Raw genomic sequence first — 21,066 nt, forward strand, 5'->3', positions numbered from 1 at the left:
TCAAATATAATAAAAAAGGGCGTATGCACTTATGAAATCCGGTAAAATCATGTCGGCCGTTCTTAGCGGCTGTCTTGCGTTCTCCCTCCTCTTAGCACCTGCTGCTTCAGCGGCAGAGAGCGCACAGACCGATTCAAACACGGAAATTATTAACGAAATTATGGACTATATTGAATCCTACAACGTGGAAGGGGTAGACAAGGATACCCTGATCCGTGGTGCAATTGACGGAATGATCTATACGCTCAATGATCCTTACAGCATGTACCTCGACAGTGACGAAGCCGCTGAATTTCAACATCAGCTTGAGCTTGAATATGTCGGTATCGGTTTTTCGCTGGCGAGAAATGGGAATGAAGTGTACATTGAAGAAATCACCCCCCGTTCTCCCGCCGAACAAGCGGGTCTGAAACGTGGTGACGTTCTTCTGAAGATCAACGGTACGGCCATCGCTGATCTTGAGGCCGATCCCTTTAGCGCAGCGCCGGGCAGCAAGCTGACCCTAACAGTCAACCGAAGCGGAGCGGCCAAATCCGTTAACGTAACCCTGAAAAGCATGGTAACAACCTCTGTCACCGGCAAAATTGTCGGCCAGAAAATCGCCTACATCGCATTAAGCGGCTTCACGCAAAATGCCGACAAGGAATTCTCCGCTATGCTGGATAAGCTGCGGGCAGCTGGGATGAAATCGCTCGTGTTGGATCTGCGCAATAACGGAGGCGGCTATATTGATGTTGCCAAGAACATTACCGCCAAGTTTATGGAGTCGGGCATTATGATGTACACCTCCGACCAAAGTGGCGCTCTGACTCCGGAAATTATAAAGGGTGGCAGTAAAATCGGCGTGCCTGTCGTCGTCCTGACGAATGAAAACTCCGCCAGTGCCTCCGAAGCCCTGACCGGCGCTCTGCGCGATAATAAGATCGCGACTATCGTCGGTACCCGCACATACGGCAAAGCCAGAATTCAAAACCTGGTGCCCGTATCCAACGGCGGAGAACTAAAGCTCACGACTTTAAAGTACCTGACCCCGAACAAGGAGGACTTTAACCAGATCGGCCTGAAGCCGGATATTGAAGTCCAAAGCAAAACCGCGCAGCTGATTACCGCCCTGCAAATTGCCGGAATGACCAACATTACTGCGTCCGGAGATAACCATATTCTGAACATCAATGGAAGTCCTTTTGCCGGAAATGTCGGTCTCTTGAAGCAAGGAGACAAGGTTTATGCTTCGGCACGCGTGCTGGCCACCCTTGTCGAGAGCGATGTTACTTGGGATGCCAAGAACAAGAAAGTGCTCGTCACGAACGGAGCCGGCAGCATCTCCAGCTTCGCCTTAGCCTCCAAAGAAGCCCTGTCCCAGAATGATGAGACCTACATTGAACTCAATGCATTCAAGAAGAAATTCCCTGCGCTAACCTGGAGCTACGACGCCGCACTCAAACAGTTGAAATTATCCGTTAAATAGCGGATTATATCGCACAGCAGAAACAAAAGAATGCCCCGCCAGCCATGTATGTATGGCTGCGGGGCATTCTTGTTTTATACCAATCCCAGAACAGACGACAGTTGCCGCCTTTGCTTAGTTTGAAGAATTCTGGGGCGGGTTCTGTGGATTCTGCGGGTTCTGCGGGCTTTGCTGGTTCTGCTGCTGTCTGCCCTGAAAATCTTTATTGCCTTTTTTGTCTTTATTCCGGTGGTTCCGGCTTTGATGTTCCCGCACAGGTCTATCCTTAGACGAATGATCCCTGCCGTTTCCGCCAGTACCCTTGTCCCGGGCCGGGTTAGAGTAAGAAGATTTCGATTCCCGCTGCTCTTTAATTACAGCATCCGGTTCAGCCGGCTCTTGTTCAAGGTCTTCCTCCAGCGCCGGCTCCGGTATTTCTTTAATCAAGATATCCTTGAATGTGCCTTCCTTCGGCTGCTCTTTCAATTTATGCAGAACAAAATAGGCACAGCCGAAATTGCAGTATTCATTAATGTAATCCACCATACCTGAAATAGCTGTATCCCGGTTCACCTTCGGATGGTTGTCCCGGTAAAAGCCTTTCAGACGTAATTGGCTGTATCCCCAGTCACCGATAATATAATCGTAACGGTCCAGCACCTCGCTGTATCTCCCGCGAAACGCCTCCGGATTCCAGCCGTCCTTATGATCCAACATGAGCTCGTAGCCTTTTCCACCTATAACGATCAAGCGTGTGTCGCCTGCCTTTCTTTTGCATAATGGGAGCGGGAGCGGGGGCGTTGATAAGCCGCCGTTCCGCGGAATTTCGAATTTCCGGCCGCTGTTGTTGTCCGATTTCTTCATCTTAACCGCCATGCGGTTGAAATCGGACAACAAAGGCGAACGCTGGCGCTCCTCCAATTTCGAAATTCAGCTCCACGGCTCCATCAACGCGTGATGGGGTGGACCTACAACATTAACCCAAGGGCCTCTGATCGCCTACGGCTCACAATCGGCCCTTTTCCCTCTAAAACCTTAAACCTTAAAGACTAAAGACTAAAGACTAAGGATAAACCCTGTGACTCCGTCACGAAGGCAATTTTGTTTCCCTAAATTTTAATTATTACTGTGAAACTGAACGCTCCTCACGGGCTTTCGCAGCGGACTTGACCTGCTCATGCGCACGATAAGAGCTGCGGACGAGCGGACCCGCTTCCACATGACTGAAGCCCCGGTTCAGTCCTTCTTCCTTCAGCAAAGCAAATTGCTCCGGCGGATAATATTTCTCCACATTTAAATGCTTAGGGGAAGGCTGCAGGTATTGCCCTAATGTCAATATATCACAATCTGCCGCCCGCAGATCATCCATCGCCTGAAGTATTTCGTCCCATTCCTCTCCAACGCCTAGCATGATGCTGGATTTGGTAGGAATATCTGGTTTGATCTCCTTCGCCCGGCGCAGCAGCTCCAGAGAGCGGCGGTACTTGGCTCTGGCCCGCACACGGTCCGACATCCGCTCTACCGTCTCTATATTATGGTTTAGGATGTCCGGGCGGCTATTCATTACAATTTCCAGGCTGTCCCGGTCTCCGAGAAAATCCGGGATCAGTACTTCCACACTGCATAGCGGAAGACGTCTTCGAATAGCAGCAACAGTCTCGGCAAAAATCGCCGCACCGCCATCCTTTAAGTCATCGCGGGCCACGCTTGTCACCACACAATGGTTAAGCTTCATGCCTTCTGCAGCTTCAGCAACACGCTCCGGCTCCAGCAGGTCCAGCTCCGTGGGCAGACCTGTATTCACAGCGCAGAAACGGCAGGCCCGTGTACAAATGTCTCCCAGGATCATAAATGTAGCCGTACGGTTCGCCCAGCATTCATAAATATTGGGACAACGTGCTTCCTCACATACGGTATGTAAAGTTTTGGATCGCATCATGCCTTTAATATCCTGATAATTATCACCGGTTGTTAACTTGATTTTAATCCAGTCCGGCTTGGGTTGTTTGGCTGTTCTATTAGTCAAAGTGGTGAACCCCGCTTTCGCCTGAATATAAGTTCCATGGTTAAAAAGTTGCTGCCTCATATTATATCATGTGCCATTAGCAATTGCCTGTTTTTGTGAAATTCAACTTGCAAACTTGATTGCCCTGTACTTCAGATAGACATCAGCTCTTTCTGCAGGGTATTTGTTCATACTTGGTAGCTTTAGACAAGTACGGATAAAAACATCCCTTTTGCTTCAAATTAAAAGAAAAAGAAGTGCATCTGTCAATACCTGTCCGGGTGTATTGTACAATCCCACGGCGGAACTTAGGAGGTTATTATCATGCTGGCCCCATTCAGAAATTATAGAAAAGTGATCACCTTATCCTGCTTGTCGGCTGCCCTATTGCTGTCGGGCAGCGGGGAAGCGGCTGTTGCAGCCACCCGGGGGCATAACCTCCCGGCCGTCAAATCCAGCGGCGTTCCTGCCGGCAGCAAGGTGAATGATGAGGCTGCACGCAAGGAGCTTTATGAGCAAATGAGTGCTGCTACCGGCATTCCCTGGTTCAGATTCGCTGCCATTGACCAGTATGAGCGGACGATCGCTAAGAAAAAGGGAGGCACGGAAGTATCCGCTTCTTCCCGTCTTACCAGCATCGCCATTCCTGCACCGGTATGGTCCGGTCCGCTGAATCCGGATCAGGCCGATAAATCGCCTGATTCCATCAGCTTCTTCGGCGGTTTCGGGCAGGACGGGTCCGGGGACGATCTTGCCGATCCCGCAAATGATGCCGATGTGCTCTACAGCATGGCACGCCACCTTCTGAATTATGGAAACTCTGCGAATGACTTCAACATTGCAATTTGGGAGTATTATCATAATGGCCGCGCGGCCCAGCGGGTGGCGCAGTTCTCTAAGCTGTATGAGCATTTCGGACGGCTCGACCTGTCAGGCAGCGCTTTTCCGCTGCCTGTCGGAACGATGTATGCTTACCGCAGTACCTGGGGCACCGGCAGAAGCTGGGGAGGTGCGCGCATTCACGAGGGAACGGATCTGTTCACACCGCACGGAATGACTGTGCGCAGCACCTGCTTTGGAGTAGTGGAGACCAAGGGGTGGAACCGCTTTGGCGGCTGGAGAATAGGCATTCGCGATATCGAGAACCGATATCATTATTACGCCCATTTGGCCGGGTATGAGAAATCCATCTCCCGCGGAGATATCGTCACACCCGGGCAGACTCTTGGCTGGGTCGGCAGCTCGGGGTACGGTAAACCCGGAACTCAGGGCAAATTCCCTCCCCATCTGCATTACGGCATCTATCGCGACCGGGGAATTACAGAGTGGGCCTTCGATCCTTATCCTTTGCTCAAGCAATGGGAGAATCAGGAGTACCGGACACTTAGGAAAAATAAAAAAAACAAATCATGAACCTGAGCCCGGCCTTACGATTTCATCCGCACCGTCCGGCTAGTTCAACATCAGGCAGCCGAACGGTTCAATCTCCACGAGAATCCGTTTGGCATTCCGGATGGTCCTTCCACTCAACAAGTCGGTCAGTTCATTTGGGTCAGGGCGGAAACTGCTCAGCTCAAGCTGATAATGATTCGGAGAGTTGTTTAGAATCAGCCCTATTGGGTCCTGATCACCCCGCCGCACAAAGCCGAGGACATTACGCGCCTCATCAGTGAACCAGGGGCGGAATGCGCCTTTTTGCAGGACGTTATGTGCTTTCCGCAGGGCAATCAGCTCCTTGTACCAATTGTGCAGTTCCTCATTCTGCTCCTGCCTGTGCCAAAGCATCGGTTTTCTGCAGTGCGGATCGGTGGCCCCTTCCATTCCGACTTCATCTCCGTAATAAATCATTGGCAGGCCAATATAGGTCATCTGAAAAAATATAGCCAGCTTCATCCGCTGGAGGGCCGTACCCGCCCGGTTCCAGCCGCGGCCGCCTTCCTTGCAGGCTGTCAGAAACCGCTGGGTATCATGGCTGCCAAGCAGCTGGAACATTGCCGAGTTAGCCTGATCATTGCAGAGTGCTTCGATATGGAGCAGCTGCTCCATGAACCGCTGCGGGCCCGTGGATTGTTCCGCAAAAAATTCCAGCACCGCATCACGCAGCACATAATTCATCCCGCCATCAAACTGGTCACCCCTTAACCACGGGCCGGAAGCATGCATGATTTCCCCAATCAGCAGCAGTTCGGGAAATTCATCCTTCAGTTCGCGGCGGAACCGCGACCAGAATAGCGGATGGACCTCATTGGCCACATCCAGACGCCAGCCGTCAATTCCCGCTTCACGAATCCAATGCTTGGCCACAGCGAGCATATAATCAGCAACTTCAGGATGATTCATATTCAGCTTGGGCATTTGGGCTTCGGCCTTTGCGAAGGTCTCATAGGTTGGAACCGGAGACTGCTCAACCGGATAGGAATGGATAAAGAACCAATCCTTATACCGCGAATTCTCCCCATGTTCAAGCACATCTCTGAAAGCAAAAAAAGTATCGCCTGAATGGTTGAACACAGCATCCAGCAGCACCTTGATCCCGTGGCGGTGTGCCTCAGCGACAAGCTCCTTAAGATCCTCTGCTGTACCAAAATCAGGATCAATCTTGTAATAGTCCGATGTATTATATTTATGCTCTGAAGGAGATTCAAAGATAGGTGTCATGTAGACGGCGTTCACGCCGAGTTCCTGCAGATAGGGTATTTTTTCTGTAATTCCCTGCAGTGTTCCACGGTTATAGCTGCTGGGATATATCTGATAGACAATGGCTCCGCTCGTCCATGAAGGCAGCTCCAGCGCCTGGTCGGCATGCAGATAAGCGTATTGAAAAGACCCGGCACGTTCGCGGTTTTGGGACTCTCCCCGTTCCCCGTACCATGTATAATCACCCGCAGGATTTTTTACATAGAACAAATATCTGCATTTGCCGGTTTCCGTCCGGATTACCGCCTCATGAATCTCATAGGCGCCGGCTGAACCGATTTTCTCCATAGACTGCGGCTGTTCACTGCCCGGGGAATCATAGCGGTCGGAGTGAACCACAGTACAGCTTAAATGCTGTCCGGCAGGCACAAACAGCCGCAATTTCAGGGCTCCCGGTCCAGCGGGAAAGGCAAAAGGATCTTCTGACGTATGGTACAAAAACCAGTGGTTTGACATATTTTTTAATCTCCTTTTTATTATCAGTCCCGGAACTTCCCGGACAAACTCAACCCGTTAGGGAAACCGGTTTCCTTCATAAAAATTACCATGTGCTGTATACGTTGTCAATGCAAATCAACTCTATAAATAAGAAAGAGCCTGCTTCACACTCATCGGTGAAAGAGGCTCTGCAAGCGGCGCTTGATATATTATTTTCACATACTATTCAGGAAGCCCCTGAGCGCTCGATAAACTGCAGTACTTCGTTCATGATCCGCTCACTGTCATCGCAATGGCAAACCATATGACCGCTGTTCTCCACCATCAGCACCTGTTTGCAGCCGGAAGGAATGGTCTGCTGCAGGTAACCGGCGCTTTTGGTCTTCACCAGGTGATCTCTTCTGCCCTGCACGATCAAGGTCGGAATCTCGATGCGCGGATAGACCTCAAAGCTTTCGCGGACCAGCCGCTGAAATTCCCGGGTGGCCTTCGCCGGCGTCGAGCCGAATTTGCTGAAATAATTCCTGAGCATGGCTGGGCTGCCCAACGTTCTGAGAATCTCAAGCACGTTCAGCGGAAACACAGGCGCCGACAGCAGCGTAAGCGACTTAATCCGGGCTTGGTATTGTACCGAAAGATGGGAAGCGATCAACGCTCCGGTAGAAAAACCAATAAGATGAACGCTCTCCGTCTGGTTCAGCAAACTCTTTAATTCATCTTCGGCACTTTGCCGCCAATCATGCCTGTCCGAGTGAAGCAGATCTTTTCTGCTGCCGCCGTGCCCTTTAAGCGTGAAGGTCCTGGAATGGTAATTATGCTGCTCCATAAACCGTGACAACGGAGAGATTTCGTGTTCTCCCCCGGTGAAGCCATGAATAAACAAACAGCTATCCATAACCAATCCTCTTTTCGTTTAGATTTTTTGGCCGCTGGGTTTATATGTATCTGCCTTATTTTAACCATTTTAAGAAAAATAAACCTCAACGTCCAATCGTTAAGGTTCACTTCATCATTATGTCATTAAAAATATACTCCTATTATGCGGCTTTAACCGGCTTGTTTGGGAATCTGCGTATTTTGCCATGCCAACCCAGTCATCCTCTTCAATCCTCCATATATTAATATCACACCATTCGAATGGTTTATTTTTATCCGTACAGGCTGTGTTCTAGCAATGACGGAAGCAATAATGTTTAAGACCCAGACGACGGTTTGGGTCTTTTTACGAGTAAGCTTGCTGTTCCTATTCTATGAAGAAAGGATGAATAACTTTGCCTAACTTTAGTTCATTCCAGTCCAATCCGGATAATTTGCGCACGCTTATTTTCGGCCGGGACCCCGTCTCACTTAACGATCTTCCCCTTACTACGGATCCCAGCGGTAACCTGACCACAGTTATCCTGAATGGTACGATTACCAGCGTACTGGGGGCCACCATCACTGCCGGTACGTTGTCATCGGCTGGTACAGTCACCAACCTCTTAAACGGTACAATTACCAGCGTTCTTGGAGCTACCATTACTGCCGGTACTTTATCGTCCGCTGGTACAGTCACTAATCTGCTTGACGGTACGATTACCAGCGTACTCGGTGCTACCATTACTGCCGGTACGTTGTCGTCCGCTGGTACAGTCACCAACCTGCTCAACGGTACGATTACCAGCGTACTCGGCGCTACCATTACTGCCGGTACATTATCGTCAGCTGGTACAGTCACTAATCTGCTTGACGGTACGATTACCAGCGTACTCGGCGCTACCATTACTGCCGGTACATTATCGTCAGCTGGTACAGTCACTAATCTGCTTGACGGTACGATTACCAGCGTACTCGGTGCTACCATTACTGCCGGTACGTTGTCGTCCGCTGGTACAGTCACCAACCTGCTTGACGGTACTATTACCAGCGTACTTGGCGCTACCATCACCGCCGGTACGTTGTCGTCCGCTGGTACAGTCACCAACTTGCTTGACGGTACTATTACCAGTGTACTGGGGGCTACCATTACTGCCGGTACATTATCGTCGGCCGGTACAGTCACTAACCTGCTTAACGGTACGATTACCAGCGTACTCGGTGCTACCATTACTGCCGGTACGTTGTCGTCCGCTGGTACAGTCACCAACCTGCTTGACGGTACGATTACCAGCGTATTGGGGGCTACCATTACTGCAGGTACGTTATCGTCCGCTGGTACAGTTACCAACCTGCTTGACGGTACAATTACCAGTGTACTGGGGGCTACCATTACTGCCGGTACATTATCGTCGGCCGGTACAGTCACTAACCTGCTTAACGGTACGATTACCAGTGTGCTGGGGGCTACCATTACTGCCGGTACGTTGTCGTCCGCTGGTACAATTACCAACCTGCTTGACGGTACAATCACCAGTGTACTGGGGGCTACCATTACTGCCGGTACGTTGTCGTCCGCTGGTACAATTACCAACCTGCTTGACGGTACAATCACCAGTGTACTGGGGGCTACCATTACTGCCGGTACACTCAGCAGTGTGACCTCCATCTCGCAGCGCAGCTTTATTGAGCAGGCTACACTCGGAATTCCAACCTCCGATGTCTTCACGCCGCTGCCGGCCAATACAACGAGCGTGCTGGGTACCTACTCCTATTTCATCTTGAACACTGGAGCCAACCCTGTGAATACGCAGGTTGAGATCAGTGCGGATGGAACCAATTATTTTGTCGATACGACCGGTGACAATCCTTTACCTGCTGGTTCTGTTGATGTCATCGTTCCGGCAAGATTCCTGAAATATACCCGTCTTTCTTATCAATCAGCGACCCCGGGTGCGGCTTCTACCATTAATGTCATTTTTGATGCTCAGGGAACGTAAGCAAAAGGTCCGTCATATCCTGTAGAGACAAAGAGTGCATGGTTGTCCATGTACTCTTTCTTTGGTTTTGAAGCCCTGCAAAGTACTTGGAGCATGCTATGAACCGAATCCGCACTTTGAGGGTTATTTTGTCATAACCAGACTCTGCATCTACATATGCCGGACAATCATCACCTCCCTCAACACAGAACTGAAGAAATCGCCTTCCAAAGGAGGAAAAACCGTGAATACCCCTACCCTTGGCGTTCATCTGATCGTCAAAAATGAAGCAGAACTCCTGCCCCGCTGTCTGGAAAGTCTGGCTGGAGCTGACGAGATTGTCGTCGTGGATACTGGCTCGACAGATGATTCTGTTGCAATCGCCCGGACCTACGGAGCCAAAGTGCTCCTCAGGGAATGGGCCGATGATTTCTCGGAGGCGCGCAATGCCGGGTTGTCCGCTGCCGGGACCGATTGGCTTCTGGTGATGGATGCCGATGAGATCCTGAAGACCCCTCTGCAGAAAATTATCGAATTACTTCGTGAGACTAAAGCCGAAGCATTCACAGTAGACATAGAAAACTGGTTTGGGAGCAGGCCCGAAGAGCGTTTAAACCACAGGCTAGTGCGTTTGTTCCGCAATCGACAGGAATACCGCTACAGCGGGAAAATCCATGAAGGCGTAGACGCCGCAATTATCAGCAAACAGGGTGTTTACGCAATCCAGGACAGTGACATCGGGGTTGTCCATTTTGGATATTTACCAGAGATGATGGCCCGCAAAAATAAAATCAGCCGCAATGAACATCTGCTGCGCCTCGCTCTTGCACAACAGCCGGAGGATGACTTCTACAGCTATAATCTGGCAGTGACCTGCTGTCAGAACGGCAATCTGGAGGAGGCGGAGCAACTGCTGCGCCAGACCGTCAGCCGCGCTCCGCTTAAAGTCTCCTATCGTCCGGCCATGATCCGTGATTTATGCAAAATCTATCTCGCTCTGGGAAAAATGAGCGAGATCGATGCTTTGCTGGCAAGAGAACTGCAACGTTACGGGGATTATCCTGATTTGCATTTTATTCAGGGCCAGTCCTGGGAGAGTCAAGGTCTGCCGGAACGCGCCTTCCAGTCCTATCAGCAGGCAGCAGCACTCTGTGACAGTTCAACACCTAGCGGAAAATACGTCCGCGAACAAGGCATGTGCACCTTCCGTCCGCTGCACCGCATGGGTGTACTCTCGCAGGAGCTTGGCCAGCTCGAAGAGGCGGCAAGGTATTTCCACCGCTCGCTTCAGCATTACTCCCTATATGCCCCGGCACTGCTGGGAATCGCTGCTGCCTTCCAGCGCCTTGCGGTACCAGATAATGACATTGCTGCACTGCTTGTCCAGCTTGTCCCGCCGGAGCAGGCAGCCGCAAGAACGGCAGTCATCACCACCCTGTTTGCGATTGGCGCTTACGAGGCTATAGCCGGATTGTCACAGGAGAGTTTTCCTTTGGAGCGGGATACACTTGTGTCTATCCTTTCCGCCTGGATCATTGCCGGGAAGGTTCAGGAGGCTGAGAATGCCCTTAAGGAGCACAAGGCATCTCTAAGCGGCGAAAATGTGGATCAAGAATTATTAAAGCAGCTGTGGAAGCTTGAGGCGATATGCCATTGGGAAATGGGAAAGCGGCTGCTTGATGTATCCGAACCCTTTCACAAAAAGATGTATGATATAGACCAACTTTTATCGCACAAAAGGGCCCATCCGTCTGAACTCACAGCTGAACCAGGCTTTGCTCCGCTCATAACCACACTTATTGAGCTGTCTGTGAAACTGCAGCGTTACGGGCTGGCTGCTTCTTTGGCAGAGCTATCTCCCGCACATACGGCGGATCTGGCTGCAGCATTGTATGAGGAAGGCAGATTAAAGGAAGCCGGGGAGCTGTTTATAGACCTGGCCCGCGACAAACGGGCAGAGGGAAAAGTTCTCTTTTATATCGGGGAAATGCTCTTTGACAAGGGCCATTATTCAGAGGCTGCCGGGTGGTTTCAACAGCTGCTGGAAGAAGCACCCGGGAATGAAGCTGCGCGAATCGGCTTATCGCTCTGTTATCTTCAACTGGCGAGGCTTGGGCTGGAAGAGGTTGTGGAAAGCATTAAAGAGGATGATCCCCATAGTCCACTCCTGGAGGACATTGCCGCGATAAGAAATTCCATGGCCATACTGAACCGCACACCTTGGCATACGCAGTGGAGCTACCGTCAGCGCCAGGGAGGAACAACACCATGACCAAGCCGCGCCGCAAGCCGCTGATTTCATTATGCATGATCGTTAAAAATGAAGCTGACAGTCTGGCCCAATGCCTAAAAAGTGTACACGGGGTAGCTGATGAGCTGGTCGTTGTCGATACCGGATCTACTGACAGCACTGTGCAAATTGCCCGTTCCTTCGGCGCCGCTGTCGTCTCTTCCCCCTGGACCGGAGACTTCGCGGCAGCCCGCAATGCAGGCCTGAAGATGGCAAAGGGAACGTGGATCCTCATACTGGACGCCGATGAAGAGCTCGATGCAGGAAGCAAAGAAGAACTGTTGCTGTGTGCGGAGCATACGGAGTATGAGGCGTTTTTCCTGCGGATTCATAATCATAAGGGAACCTCCCGCACTTCGCAGACCATCACGGTGAATCCGATCCTGCGGATGTTCCGCAACCGTCCTCAGTACCGGTTCAACGGAATTATCCACGAGCAGATTGCTGGTGTTATCGTGGAGGCCACTCCCGCTGCCGCAATGCATCTGAGCACTGTGGTTATTCATCATTACGGCTATGCCGATGGTGTTGTAGCGAAGAAAGACAAGATCAGCCGCAACGTTGAGCTGTTGAAGGAGCAGCTGAGGCTGAACCCCGGCGATGCTTTTCACCATTTCAACATGGCTGTGGAATATATGCGTTTAGGGGAATATGACCCTGCTCTTCACCATATCCAGCGTTCGCTGGAGGAGGTCGAGCCGGATACAAGTTACGTCCATCTGCTGTATAAATACGAAATCCGCTGCCGGGCCGCCAAAAGAGAACTGAAGGGTGCGCTGGAAGCGTGTGAACGGGGCATAACTTTGTTCCCCGATTACCCTGATCTCCATCATCTCAAGGGAGTCCTGCTGCTGCAGGCGGGAGCTTTTGCTGAGGCCAAAGCGGCGCTGCGCCGCGCACTGGACATCGGCGTCTCTCCTCCGGGCTACCACACGGAATCCGGATTCGGGACCTATTTGACCTATACTGCATTAGGGCAGCTATGCCAGGAAACGGGCGAAGATGGCGAGGCCATCGCCTGCTGTACACGGGCGGCTCAACTTCATCCTGAGCCCGGCCCGCTTATTGCCCGCCTCCTGCGGATCTTCAAGTACAGCGGCCGTGAGCAGGAGATAACCGGCTGGTTAAAGGCCCATTTGCCCGATGCATGGGCCGCGCTGAGAGGCAGCCTTCCGGCACTGCTGCTGAGGGAAGGCTGTTACACCGCAGCAGTAGTGCTGCTGGCCGAAGCGGAAGCCGCATCGGCCGGGGTAACAGCGGGAGTTGATACGGCCGTGCTGGGCAGCGCAGAGAGCTCAGCCGTGCTGGAGGCAACGACTGGAGGAACAGCCGCGACGGATAAAGCGACGGCGACCAATAGGCTAGCTAGTCCAGCTCCGGCAGCCGCTGAGCGTGGAGCGGAGCGGGCTGCGGCAACGCCTGAGCATGCACCAGAGCCGGATATTGCCGCAGCTCCCGGCAACTCCTTATTAGAACTAATACACAGGGTACGGACCATTCCAGCAGAACAGCTGAGCCAAGGGGATGTACTGTCCCTGCTGAACCACCCCTCAATTTGTAACCAGGCTGCTACCGCATTTGCAGCCGCACCTGCCCTGCAGCTTGGCCGTTCCTGGATTTTGCTGGCCGACCGGGTGCTGGCCTCAGCTCCCGCTGCGCCCGTCTATGGTCCGGCAGTCCGAAGAGCGCAGATGGCGCTGCCGCTTCCCAGAGTTACAGATTAGGAAGGGGGATCTTTCATATGGCCACTCCCGATCTTTCGCTTTGCATGATTATCAGGAATGAGGAACGCCACCTGGAGCGGTGCCTGGCTTCAGTTCAGGGCTGGGTATCGGAGATTATTATCGGCGACACTGGCTCCAGTGACGGCAGCATCGGCATTGCCCGCAGCTTCGGTGCACAGGTGATCGATATTCCGTGGGAGAATGATTTTGCCAAGGCCCGGAATCTAACCCTCCGGGCGGCTTCATGTTCATGGATTTTGGTCTTGGATGCGGATGAGGCCATTGCCGGTTGGCGGAAAGAAGTATTGCAGCCCTTGCTGGAGGCGGAGAAGGTGCAGGGTTACTTTCTGCCTTTTATCCACTATGTAGGCAATACCTCCGGGCGGGAATATGTGACGGATAATGTATGCCGGCTGTTCCGAAATGATGCACGTATTGTTTTTGAGGGGAGTATTCATGAGGAGGCCGCCGGCAGCATCTGGGCACTGCCGGAAGGACATGTCGATTATGCGGAGCTGCCCATTGATCATTATGGCTATCTGGATGATGAATTGCAGCGCAAGGATAAAGCAAGCCGCAATCTGAGTCTTATCCACACCGCCCTGGAGCTTGATCCGAAGAGTATACCCCTGCGTTATGCACTGGGAACCGAACATTACCAGCAAGGACAGTACACTGCCGCCGCCAATATCCTGTTTCCGCTGCTCCGTGAAATCCCCGCCGGCTCCGGCTATGCTGCGGACATCTATCTCAAAACAGCCTATGCTCTGCAAGCCAGCAGACGGAGCAGCGACGCTAAAACCGTTTTTGCAAACGGCTGCTCCTTATTTCCCGATTTCACAGATCTCCTGGAGAGTTACGCCGGACTGCTGCTCGAAGAAGGGGAGCTGCAGGCATCCCGTCTTCTGCTGCATCAGGCGCTGCAGAGCGGAAACACTGCACATAAATACCCCTCCTCTTCCGGCAGCGGTACCAGCCGCACCCAGCTGTTTGCCGGCCAAGTCTGCGAGCGGCTGTTCCTGTACAAGGAAGCGCACAAGCATTACACGCAAGCTATAGGTTATAAAGCGGACTATAGTGCCGCATGGGATGAACTCGTGCCGCTGTGCCTGTTGTCAGGGGAAGAAGAAATACTGTCTTCCCTAACCCGGCTCCATGCCCCGTCCTTATCTTCAGCTTTGCTTGGCAGGCTTGTGCCTGCTGCGTTGAATGCCCGCGCATTCGGCTGGCTGGAGGTGCTGGGCGAGACGGGGCAGCTGCCCCTTCACGTCCAGCGGCTCATTCAAGTGCTGCTGCAGCTCCTCCCGCAGCAGCACTCCTCACCGCAAGCTGCCCAGCTGCTGGCACAGCTGCTGGAGGAAGATTCCGAACAGCCATTTATCCATGGCTATTTGTGGGCCTGGTCCTGCCGCATCGGCGATGAAGCTGCCGCAGGACAATGGCTGGAACGCCTGGCCGCTTACAGGCCAGGTTTAACCGCTGTCCGGCGGCTGCTGGTGAACCCTCCGGCTGATTCAGCCGGATGCCAGTCACCAAGCTTCGCCGATCTCTCTTACGCCGCGCAGCTGCTGCTCCAGACAGGAGCCTGGAGCAGCCTGCTGGCGTTATGCAAGCATGCGGATGCCGCACTCTTGCAGTGGTCAAGGCTGCCCGAACCGCTGTGGTGCGGGCTGCTGCAGGCCCCCGCAGCGATAAAGAAGCAATGGTGCTCGGTCTACACCGCACAAGAGCAGCATTGCCATACTCCTGCCGGCTTGGTGGAGTGGCTGCTGTACGCAGCGGTAGCCAGCTCATGCGGACTGACTCCCCTGCTGGAGCCCGCAGCTGAAAGGGCGTTGCAGCAATCGGGGAGCCGGGCAGCTGCGGTGGGCCTGAGCTACCATAAGCTGCTGCTCGCAGCAGCCGTCCATCCGCAAGGCGCTGCTTCCGGCAGCATCCCTCGGCTGCTGCTTGTAAGAGCAGCCCTCCGGGAGAAGCTTTAACCAAGGGCTTCACAGTCCAGTGCAGCAAACCTGGATAACCCCCGTTCCTTTGCCAGCCGGAACGGGGGTTATTTGCTCTGAGCAGCATACTATTTTCATTGCATACTCTCAAAACCGGTTTATAGCTGTGCAGGCAACCATTACCCATACACCGCTGTTTACATGCCGCGCTTTTCTTTCCACTCTACTAAGCGGGGATTCTCATCCAGAATGGAATGGTATTGCTCCAGGCTCCCCCATCTGCCCTCAGGATCAAGCTCCAGATAACGCTCGTATTTCTGCCGGAGCTCTTCCGGCGGCACAGCCCAGCCGTAATGCTTCACACGCAGTTCGGCTAGAAATCCCGGCAGGATGGCGTAGGAAAGCGGGAGCCGGGGAACATGATGATCCATCCGGGGCGTAAAATAATGAAAATGCGGCAGATAGCGGACCAGCGTGCGGGTATGCTTCATGTGTATATTCCAGTGTTCATCCTCACGGTAATGGGTAGTTCCGCCCCAAAAATCATACAGGCGGAAGGCTACCCAGTCGTAAACATCCTGATCAATGAGGCGACGCATCTCCCGCTTCGCCTCTTCCTCGTAGAATTCATCGGCATCGACAGATAATAGCCAGTCTGGTCCGGTGGACACCGCCAGATCCCAGAGCGTTTGCCGGAGCACCCATTCCCGGCTGAACAGCGAGCTTTCCAGCGTCACCAGCTTTGACACCTTGGCGAAAGAATTGCACAACCGCGCCGTACCATCCGTACTTCCGTCATCAACAATGACGATATCGTCCACAAAATCGCTCAGTTCCTCCAGCACCCGTTCCAGATGACGCCCGCTCTCATTGCGTACCTGCATCATCGCAGTCAGCCGGTTGCCGGAGGATTTGCGCAGAGGCTCACGATTACTCATCTACTCTCCCCCTCAGTCGCCCGACTGCCTCTTCCAGATCGGCCATTTCGGCAAACAGCGGCCGGGCTTGATAGTCTGCTCCGGCCGCCCGCAGAAAGCTGCGGATGGCTGCATGCCGCCTGCCATGCAGCAGATGCAACGTACCTTCGATCACCGGCAGCTGCTGGCTTGCAGCTGCTGCCGCTCCGCCTCTTGCTGGAGGTGGCGGTCCCGCAGCAGTACCCACCCCCGCATCGCTGCTGGCTTCCATTTCACGCTGGAGCTGCAGTGCTTTTTCCCATTGATAGGTTTCAATGTAGTTCAGCAGCAGCAGCGGTTTCGCCTCCATATAGGATGAACTGGACAAAATCATGATCGCCGCCGCCGAATCCTCGTTCACACGGTAAATTTCCGCCTGAAGCAGCTCTTTTTGACCGTGATCCAGCCAGTTCTGCATCTCCGCTGCCCTCGCTTTTTCTTCATCCGTAAAGGCTGTAATGGCATACTGCGCGGCAGCAAGCTCCAGCTGGCCCTGCTTAGCTTCAATAGCCGAGAAAAACCGGTAATGGGAATGCAGACAGTCCGTATAATCATGCAGCAGCATCAGCTCGAAGGATTTCGTCAAATACCGGGAGGCCGCCTCGTCCCCAAGCAAATATAAATAGGAGGCTGCCAGATAATGCACGGCCGGCTGATCGGGCAGCTTCTCGCACATGGACAGATAAAACTCCGCCCGGTGCCGCCGCTGGATATCAAGCCAAGACACAGGCGATCCTGCGGATGGCTGCCACAGTTCTCCCAGCGCTCTTGTCCATATCGCTTCATAGCTGGAGAGAAAGAACAGCCGGTCTCCCCGGCGGATGATTCCGTACGATAAGGGACTGTCCCCGCTGAGATAGACGACCCCGTCTCTGCGCAGATTCTGCTCCAGATATAGCCGTTCTGAAGCGGTGGCCACCAGATCGGCTCTGGCAGCGAGCAGCGCGCTGTATTTGTCCCACAGTCCGCTGTCTTCGCCTTCGGGACAAGCCTCCAGCAGTGCCACAGTATAGGCTGGCTCCAGTGTCATTACATCCGGCAGCCAATACGGGGAGGAGACAAGCACCGTGTATTCCTTGGCATTCAGCTTGTAAATCTCCGCCAGGCTCAAGGAATGGATGTCATATTCCTCCTGCTGGCCCGGTGTCATCCCCCCTGCAAACAAAACTTCCCCGCGGTCCGGCAGGAGGTTGAGCAGCCTCTTGTATTCATAAGCCTCCCAGGGAACAGAACTGAGGATAAGATAATTCATAGCCGTCCCCCTCCCTCACTGGGAGATGGCGATGCTTCTCCGCCGCGAAGCCCGGCAATATACCCTATAGTCAGTGTTTCTGCGGGAACGAGCTGCAGGCTGCGGCGGGTCGGCTCCTCCCGCCGCCCAATTCGGCCAGGCACAATTCCGCCCCGGTGGGCGGTACGTTCAAGCGGAAGAAACAGCGGAAGCCCCCCGGTCAATGGCCCCTGCAGCCCATCTTCCTGGCTCACCACAATATCGGTTGAACCCTGCCGCACAGCCTGCACAATTCTCTCCACATAACGGGTGTCATATTCTGCAGAAGCGGACAAATACACTACTGCTGCGCTTTCGTAGAGTGCGGATACATTCTCCAGCGCATGCAGCCAAGGTTTTTCTCCCTGCACCGTAATCACCGCGTCCCTCTCCTGAACCGGAAATTTGGAAGCAACATCGTTTGCACTGTCTCTGATCCATACCCAGCGGATATTGTCATAACTCTGCTGTTCTTGCAGCAACTGACGCCGCTTAAGCGATGTTTCCGTGTTCCACTTCTCTTCAAAATAAACAACTGCTGTCACCAGTGGAACGGTCACGGAAGATTTGCCGAGCGGTATCGCGGGCTGCTGCGGATAGACGGAAAGCTCCGCAGGTACCGGGAGACTTCCTCCAACCCCAGAGACGCCGGGCAAATTCCATTTGGCGCAGTACGCCCGCCCGCCTTCCTCCTCAGCGCCTTGGTCCATGCCATTCAAAGAACAACTTCCGTCCTCAAGCGGATGAAGCGCGTGAACATACAGAGCATCGCTGAGCGCGAGCCTTCTCCCCAGCTGCCGGGCCCGCAGGCACCAATCGGCCACCATCAGGCGCCGCTGGCGGAGCGATGCATCGAAACCGCCCACTCTGAGCAGCAGTTCCCTGGTGAAGAGCAGGCAGGCACCGCTTAGCACTTCCACATTACGCCATTCGCCTTGCCGCCGAAGCCGGGTATGATTTACGTATGCGGACAGCGTAGAGAAATCGTCAAACCACTGCAGTTCCCTGCCTTCCGCTTCTTCCGTAGAGGAACGCGGGGCAACTACTCCGATAACCGGATCATCAATGGCCGGCCAGAGCAGATCGGCGAGCCAGCCTGCAGTGACCATGACGGAATCCTGAAGCAATACGACAAATGAGGTCTCGGCATATGCCAAGGCCTCATTCACCCTATATTCCCCGTTCCTGTAGGGGAGAAAAGACACGGCATGTTCTCCAGAGAACTGCTCCGAGAGGGGCAGCAAAGCAAAATCCTCTTCCAGCGGAACGCCAATCACACGGACGCCAGGGCCGGAATGCAGCAGCAGGAGCTGCAAGCATTCTGCACCCCATGCGGCGCAGCGCAGTTCAACCACAATTGTTATTCCGTCTATTACCGGAAGCGGCAGTAATCCTTCACGCTCCAGATAGCTGTATCTTCCGGCCAGACGCTCCAAGCGGACAGAATCCATAGAATCATACAGCATCAGGCTCACACTCCATTAGTTAAAACTGTGCTACCTATAGTGTATGAATGCTACGCGGTGATATCCCTGCCCCATTGGCGGATTTTTCCGGATTCTCCCAAATTAAATCCAATTTACCTATTCTATTCGCCGCCACCCTCAGTCTCCGCTCCGCCGTTGCCTGCGTTTCCGGCATTGCCGGAAGTATTACTGCTCGCGGGCGGATCATTCGTGGTGCCGCTTTGCGGATCTTTGCTCTCGCCGCTTTCATCAGTATCCGAACCGCCTTCGCCAGTTCCGCTCTTCTCCCCGCTTGCCTGCGGAGCCGGAATGGCAATGCCCGGTGCGTTGTTTCCATTCTCACCGACTGGCTGGCCTTGATTGTCGTAGTAGTACATCGGAACATCGCCGACAACCATCAGATAAGATACGGGAATTTCCGTATCCACTACCTGCGGCTCCATGTCGAACGGAATGACGACCGCAACCTCAGTGACAACATGAATGAAGACCTCAACCAGAATCATATTAATTCCGGCATTTTTTTGGCGGGTGTTCAGCTCTACTTTAACTGCGCCCTGCGGTTCGATCTTGATCGGCACATCCGGCCCGAAGGAAGCGATGAGCGGACTGCCCAGCGCCTGGCCGAGCGGGATATGCTCCGTCTGATTATGCAGCTCCTGCAGCGTGGACTGAATGACCTCCGCCGCCTGCGAGGTAATCCGCATATGCTCTCTATAATTGAGCATAAAGCCCGATATTTTGCCTTCCTTATCCGTCTTCCAGTCAATCAGCGCTTCGGCATCTCCTGCATCGGCCACCTGTGAGGTAATCGCCTTATTGATCGACTCCGTGGCAATTTGCTTCACCCGGATTTGCGCCAGATGAATAATCGGCGGCTTCAAATGCTGCTCAACATAACGCAGCCCTTGAAGCACCGCCAATATCAGCAGCAGGCTCAGGATGATCCAGAAGCGGCCCCGTCTGCGCGGCTTTGGCGTCTTCTGGACGGAAACAGGAACCGCCTTCTTCCGCTCGCCTCCGCCGGAGAAGCTGAACCTGCTCCCCCGTCTTTTTGGCGAGAACCGCGCTCCTTGTCCAGCGGTTCTGATTCCCGGCTTGGCCGGTTTCGCCTTAAACGCCGGGCTTCGCCCGGCCGGTCTTGGCATGCCGCCCATGCTGAACTTCGGCAGCCGCACCCGCAGGCGCAGGCTTGGCATAACCGCCCTGCGGCTTCCCCATTTTTTCATTCTGCCCATGAGTCTAAGTCCCCCCTGCATTCCTGCGGTCAAGCCGCCGCCCCTTACTATAGGCTATTCGGGAAGAGGACAAAAAAGAAGAACGCCTCTCACGGTGCGAAGTACCGTGAGAAACGTTCATGTCCATAATTTCTAAAGCTATTACTCCATCCGGCTCCGCTTATCCTCCTGCAGATGGGCCCAATGCCGCCGGATAAAAATGCCCAGCAAAATAATAATAAAAACCGCATACCAGGCAAGAAATCCGTTCCATTCCTCCCTGGGGACAACCAGTGAAGAGCCGATCGTTCCGAACAGCCAAATGAAGGACAGATTGCCGAGCACCGTACCCCAGATATAAGCCGAGGCTTTGATCGGCGAGACCGCCGCCATGAAATTGATTACGTTGCTGGGAACAATCGGAATGGTGCGAAGCAGCACCAGCGTCCAGATGCCGTAGCGGTCCAAATAACGCTGCCACTTGTCATAGCGCTTCAGCTTGGATCTCCATTTCTCGTCGAACCAGCCATAGAGGTACCGCCGGAAGAGAAAATACACGAGTATGGCGCCTAAATTACAAGCCAGCCAGCTGACCAGCATGCCGCCGATCACATGAAATTCGGAGACATGCAGAACAATCAATATCGCCAGCGGAAAAAATCCGAACAAACTCTGCAGAATCGTGAGTGGTATCGTTGCTAACAGAATATACGGCCCGTTCAGCCCAAGACTTTGCAGCAGCCAATCAATCCAGCCGTTTATGACCTCCGTCATGGAGC

At 53.4% G+C, this 21,066-nt stretch carries 15 protein-coding genes; 6 read left to right on the forward strand and 9 right to left on the reverse strand.

What is annotated here, in order from left to right; translation table 11 throughout:
- Nucleotides 1-31: 31 nt before the first annotated feature.
- Nucleotides 32-1,468 carry a S41 family peptidase gene (locus MHI45_RS12790; protein ID WP_083675779.1) on the forward strand — a complete coding sequence of 479 codons (1,437 nt, stop codon included), beginning with the start codon at nt 32-34 and terminating at the stop codon, nt 1,466-1,468.
- Nucleotides 1,469-1,582: 114 nt separating this feature from the next.
- Here MHI45_RS12790 and MHI45_RS12795 read toward each other — a convergent pair whose 3' ends face one another.
- Together MHI45_RS12795 and lipA are read right to left on the reverse strand one after the other, a co-directional pair.
- A complete protein-coding gene (locus MHI45_RS12795; RefSeq protein WP_256718185.1) occupies nt 1,583-2,368 on the reverse strand; it encodes a YutD family protein in 786 nt (261 codons plus the stop codon).
- A 202-nt stretch (nt 2,369-2,570) separates the two neighbouring features.
- Nucleotides 2,571-3,473, reverse strand: a complete 903-nt coding sequence (gene lipA / locus MHI45_RS12800; RefSeq protein WP_076112533.1) for a lipoyl synthase — start codon at nt 3,471-3,473, stop codon at nt 2,571-2,573.
- 303 nt (nt 3,474-3,776) lie between these two features.
- Here lipA and MHI45_RS12805 point away from each other — a divergent pair, with 303 nt between their 5' ends.
- Nucleotides 3,777-4,865, forward strand: coding sequence for a M23 family metallopeptidase (locus tag MHI45_RS12805; RefSeq protein ID WP_076112534.1), 1,089 nt, complete (start codon nt 3,777-3,779; stop codon nt 4,863-4,865).
- A 39-nt stretch (nt 4,866-4,904) separates the two neighbouring features.
- Here MHI45_RS12805 and MHI45_RS12810 read toward each other — a convergent pair whose 3' ends face one another.
- Nucleotides 4,905-6,605, reverse strand: a complete 1,701-nt coding sequence (locus MHI45_RS12810) for an alpha amylase N-terminal ig-like domain-containing protein (RefSeq protein WP_076112535.1) — start codon at nt 6,603-6,605, stop codon at nt 4,905-4,907.
- A 208-nt stretch (nt 6,606-6,813) separates the two neighbouring features.
- Nucleotides 6,814-7,482, reverse strand: a complete 669-nt coding sequence (locus MHI45_RS12815; protein ID WP_038596216.1) for an alpha/beta hydrolase — start codon at nt 7,480-7,482, stop codon at nt 6,814-6,816.
- A 376-nt stretch (nt 7,483-7,858) separates the two neighbouring features.
- Here MHI45_RS12815 and MHI45_RS12820 point away from each other — a divergent pair, with 376 nt between their 5' ends.
- From MHI45_RS12820 to MHI45_RS12835, 4 genes are all read left to right on the forward strand, one after another.
- A complete protein-coding gene (locus MHI45_RS12820) occupies nt 7,859-9,442 on the forward strand; it encodes a DUF6385 domain-containing protein (protein ID WP_341159860.1) in 1,584 nt (527 codons plus the stop codon).
- A gap of 223 nt (nt 9,443-9,665) precedes the next feature.
- Complete coding sequence (locus MHI45_RS12825) at nt 9,666-11,693, forward strand: glycosyltransferase family 2 protein (protein WP_076114218.1); 2,028 nt, start codon at nt 9,666-9,668, stop codon at nt 11,691-11,693.
- Complete coding sequence (locus MHI45_RS12830; RefSeq protein ID WP_076114219.1) at nt 11,690-13,435, forward strand: tetratricopeptide repeat-containing glycosyltransferase family 2 protein; 1,746 nt, start codon at nt 11,690-11,692, stop codon at nt 13,433-13,435. The genes MHI45_RS12825 and MHI45_RS12830 overlap by 4 nt, the downstream gene beginning before the upstream one ends.
- A 17-nt stretch (nt 13,436-13,452) precedes the next feature.
- Nucleotides 13,453-15,417, forward strand: a complete 1,965-nt coding sequence (locus tag MHI45_RS12835; protein ID WP_076114220.1) for a glycosyltransferase family 2 protein — start codon at nt 13,453-13,455, stop codon at nt 15,415-15,417.
- A 158-nt stretch (nt 15,418-15,575) separates the two neighbouring features.
- On the opposite strand, the gene MHI45_RS12840 is transcribed toward MHI45_RS12835, so the two are convergent.
- The 5 genes from MHI45_RS12840 to MHI45_RS12860 form a co-directional block, all read right to left on the reverse strand.
- On the reverse strand, nt 15,576-16,316 hold the full coding sequence (locus MHI45_RS12840; RefSeq protein ID WP_076114221.1) for a glycosyltransferase: 741 nt from the start codon (nt 16,314-16,316) through the stop codon (nt 15,576-15,578).
- Entirely contained in the window at nt 16,309-17,586 is a 1,278-nt protein-coding gene (locus MHI45_RS12845; protein WP_076114222.1) for a hypothetical protein, read from the reverse strand. Before MHI45_RS12845 ends, MHI45_RS12840 begins: the two co-directional genes overlap by 8 nt.
- Entirely contained in the window at nt 17,583-19,070 is a 1,488-nt protein-coding gene (locus MHI45_RS12850) for a hypothetical protein (protein WP_076114223.1), read from the reverse strand. Before MHI45_RS12850 ends, MHI45_RS12845 begins: the two co-directional genes overlap by 4 nt.
- A 122-nt stretch (nt 19,071-19,192) precedes the next feature.
- Nucleotides 19,193-20,308: a sporulation protein YunB gene (gene yunB, locus MHI45_RS12855; RefSeq protein ID WP_306080850.1), complete on the reverse strand. Its 1,116-nt coding sequence runs from the start codon at nt 20,306-20,308 to the stop codon at nt 19,193-19,195.
- 141 nt (nt 20,309-20,449) lie between these two features.
- Nucleotides 20,450-21,061, reverse strand: a complete 612-nt coding sequence (locus MHI45_RS12860; RefSeq protein ID WP_038600692.1) for a TVP38/TMEM64 family protein — start codon at nt 21,059-21,061, stop codon at nt 20,450-20,452.
- Nucleotides 21,062-21,066: the final 5 nt, after the last annotated feature.

Origin of the sequence: Paenibacillus sp. FSL H3-0321 (assembly GCF_038002865.1) — a bacterium.
In the GTDB taxonomy this organism is placed as follows: Bacteria; Bacillota; Bacilli; order Paenibacillales; family Paenibacillaceae; genus Paenibacillus_AQ.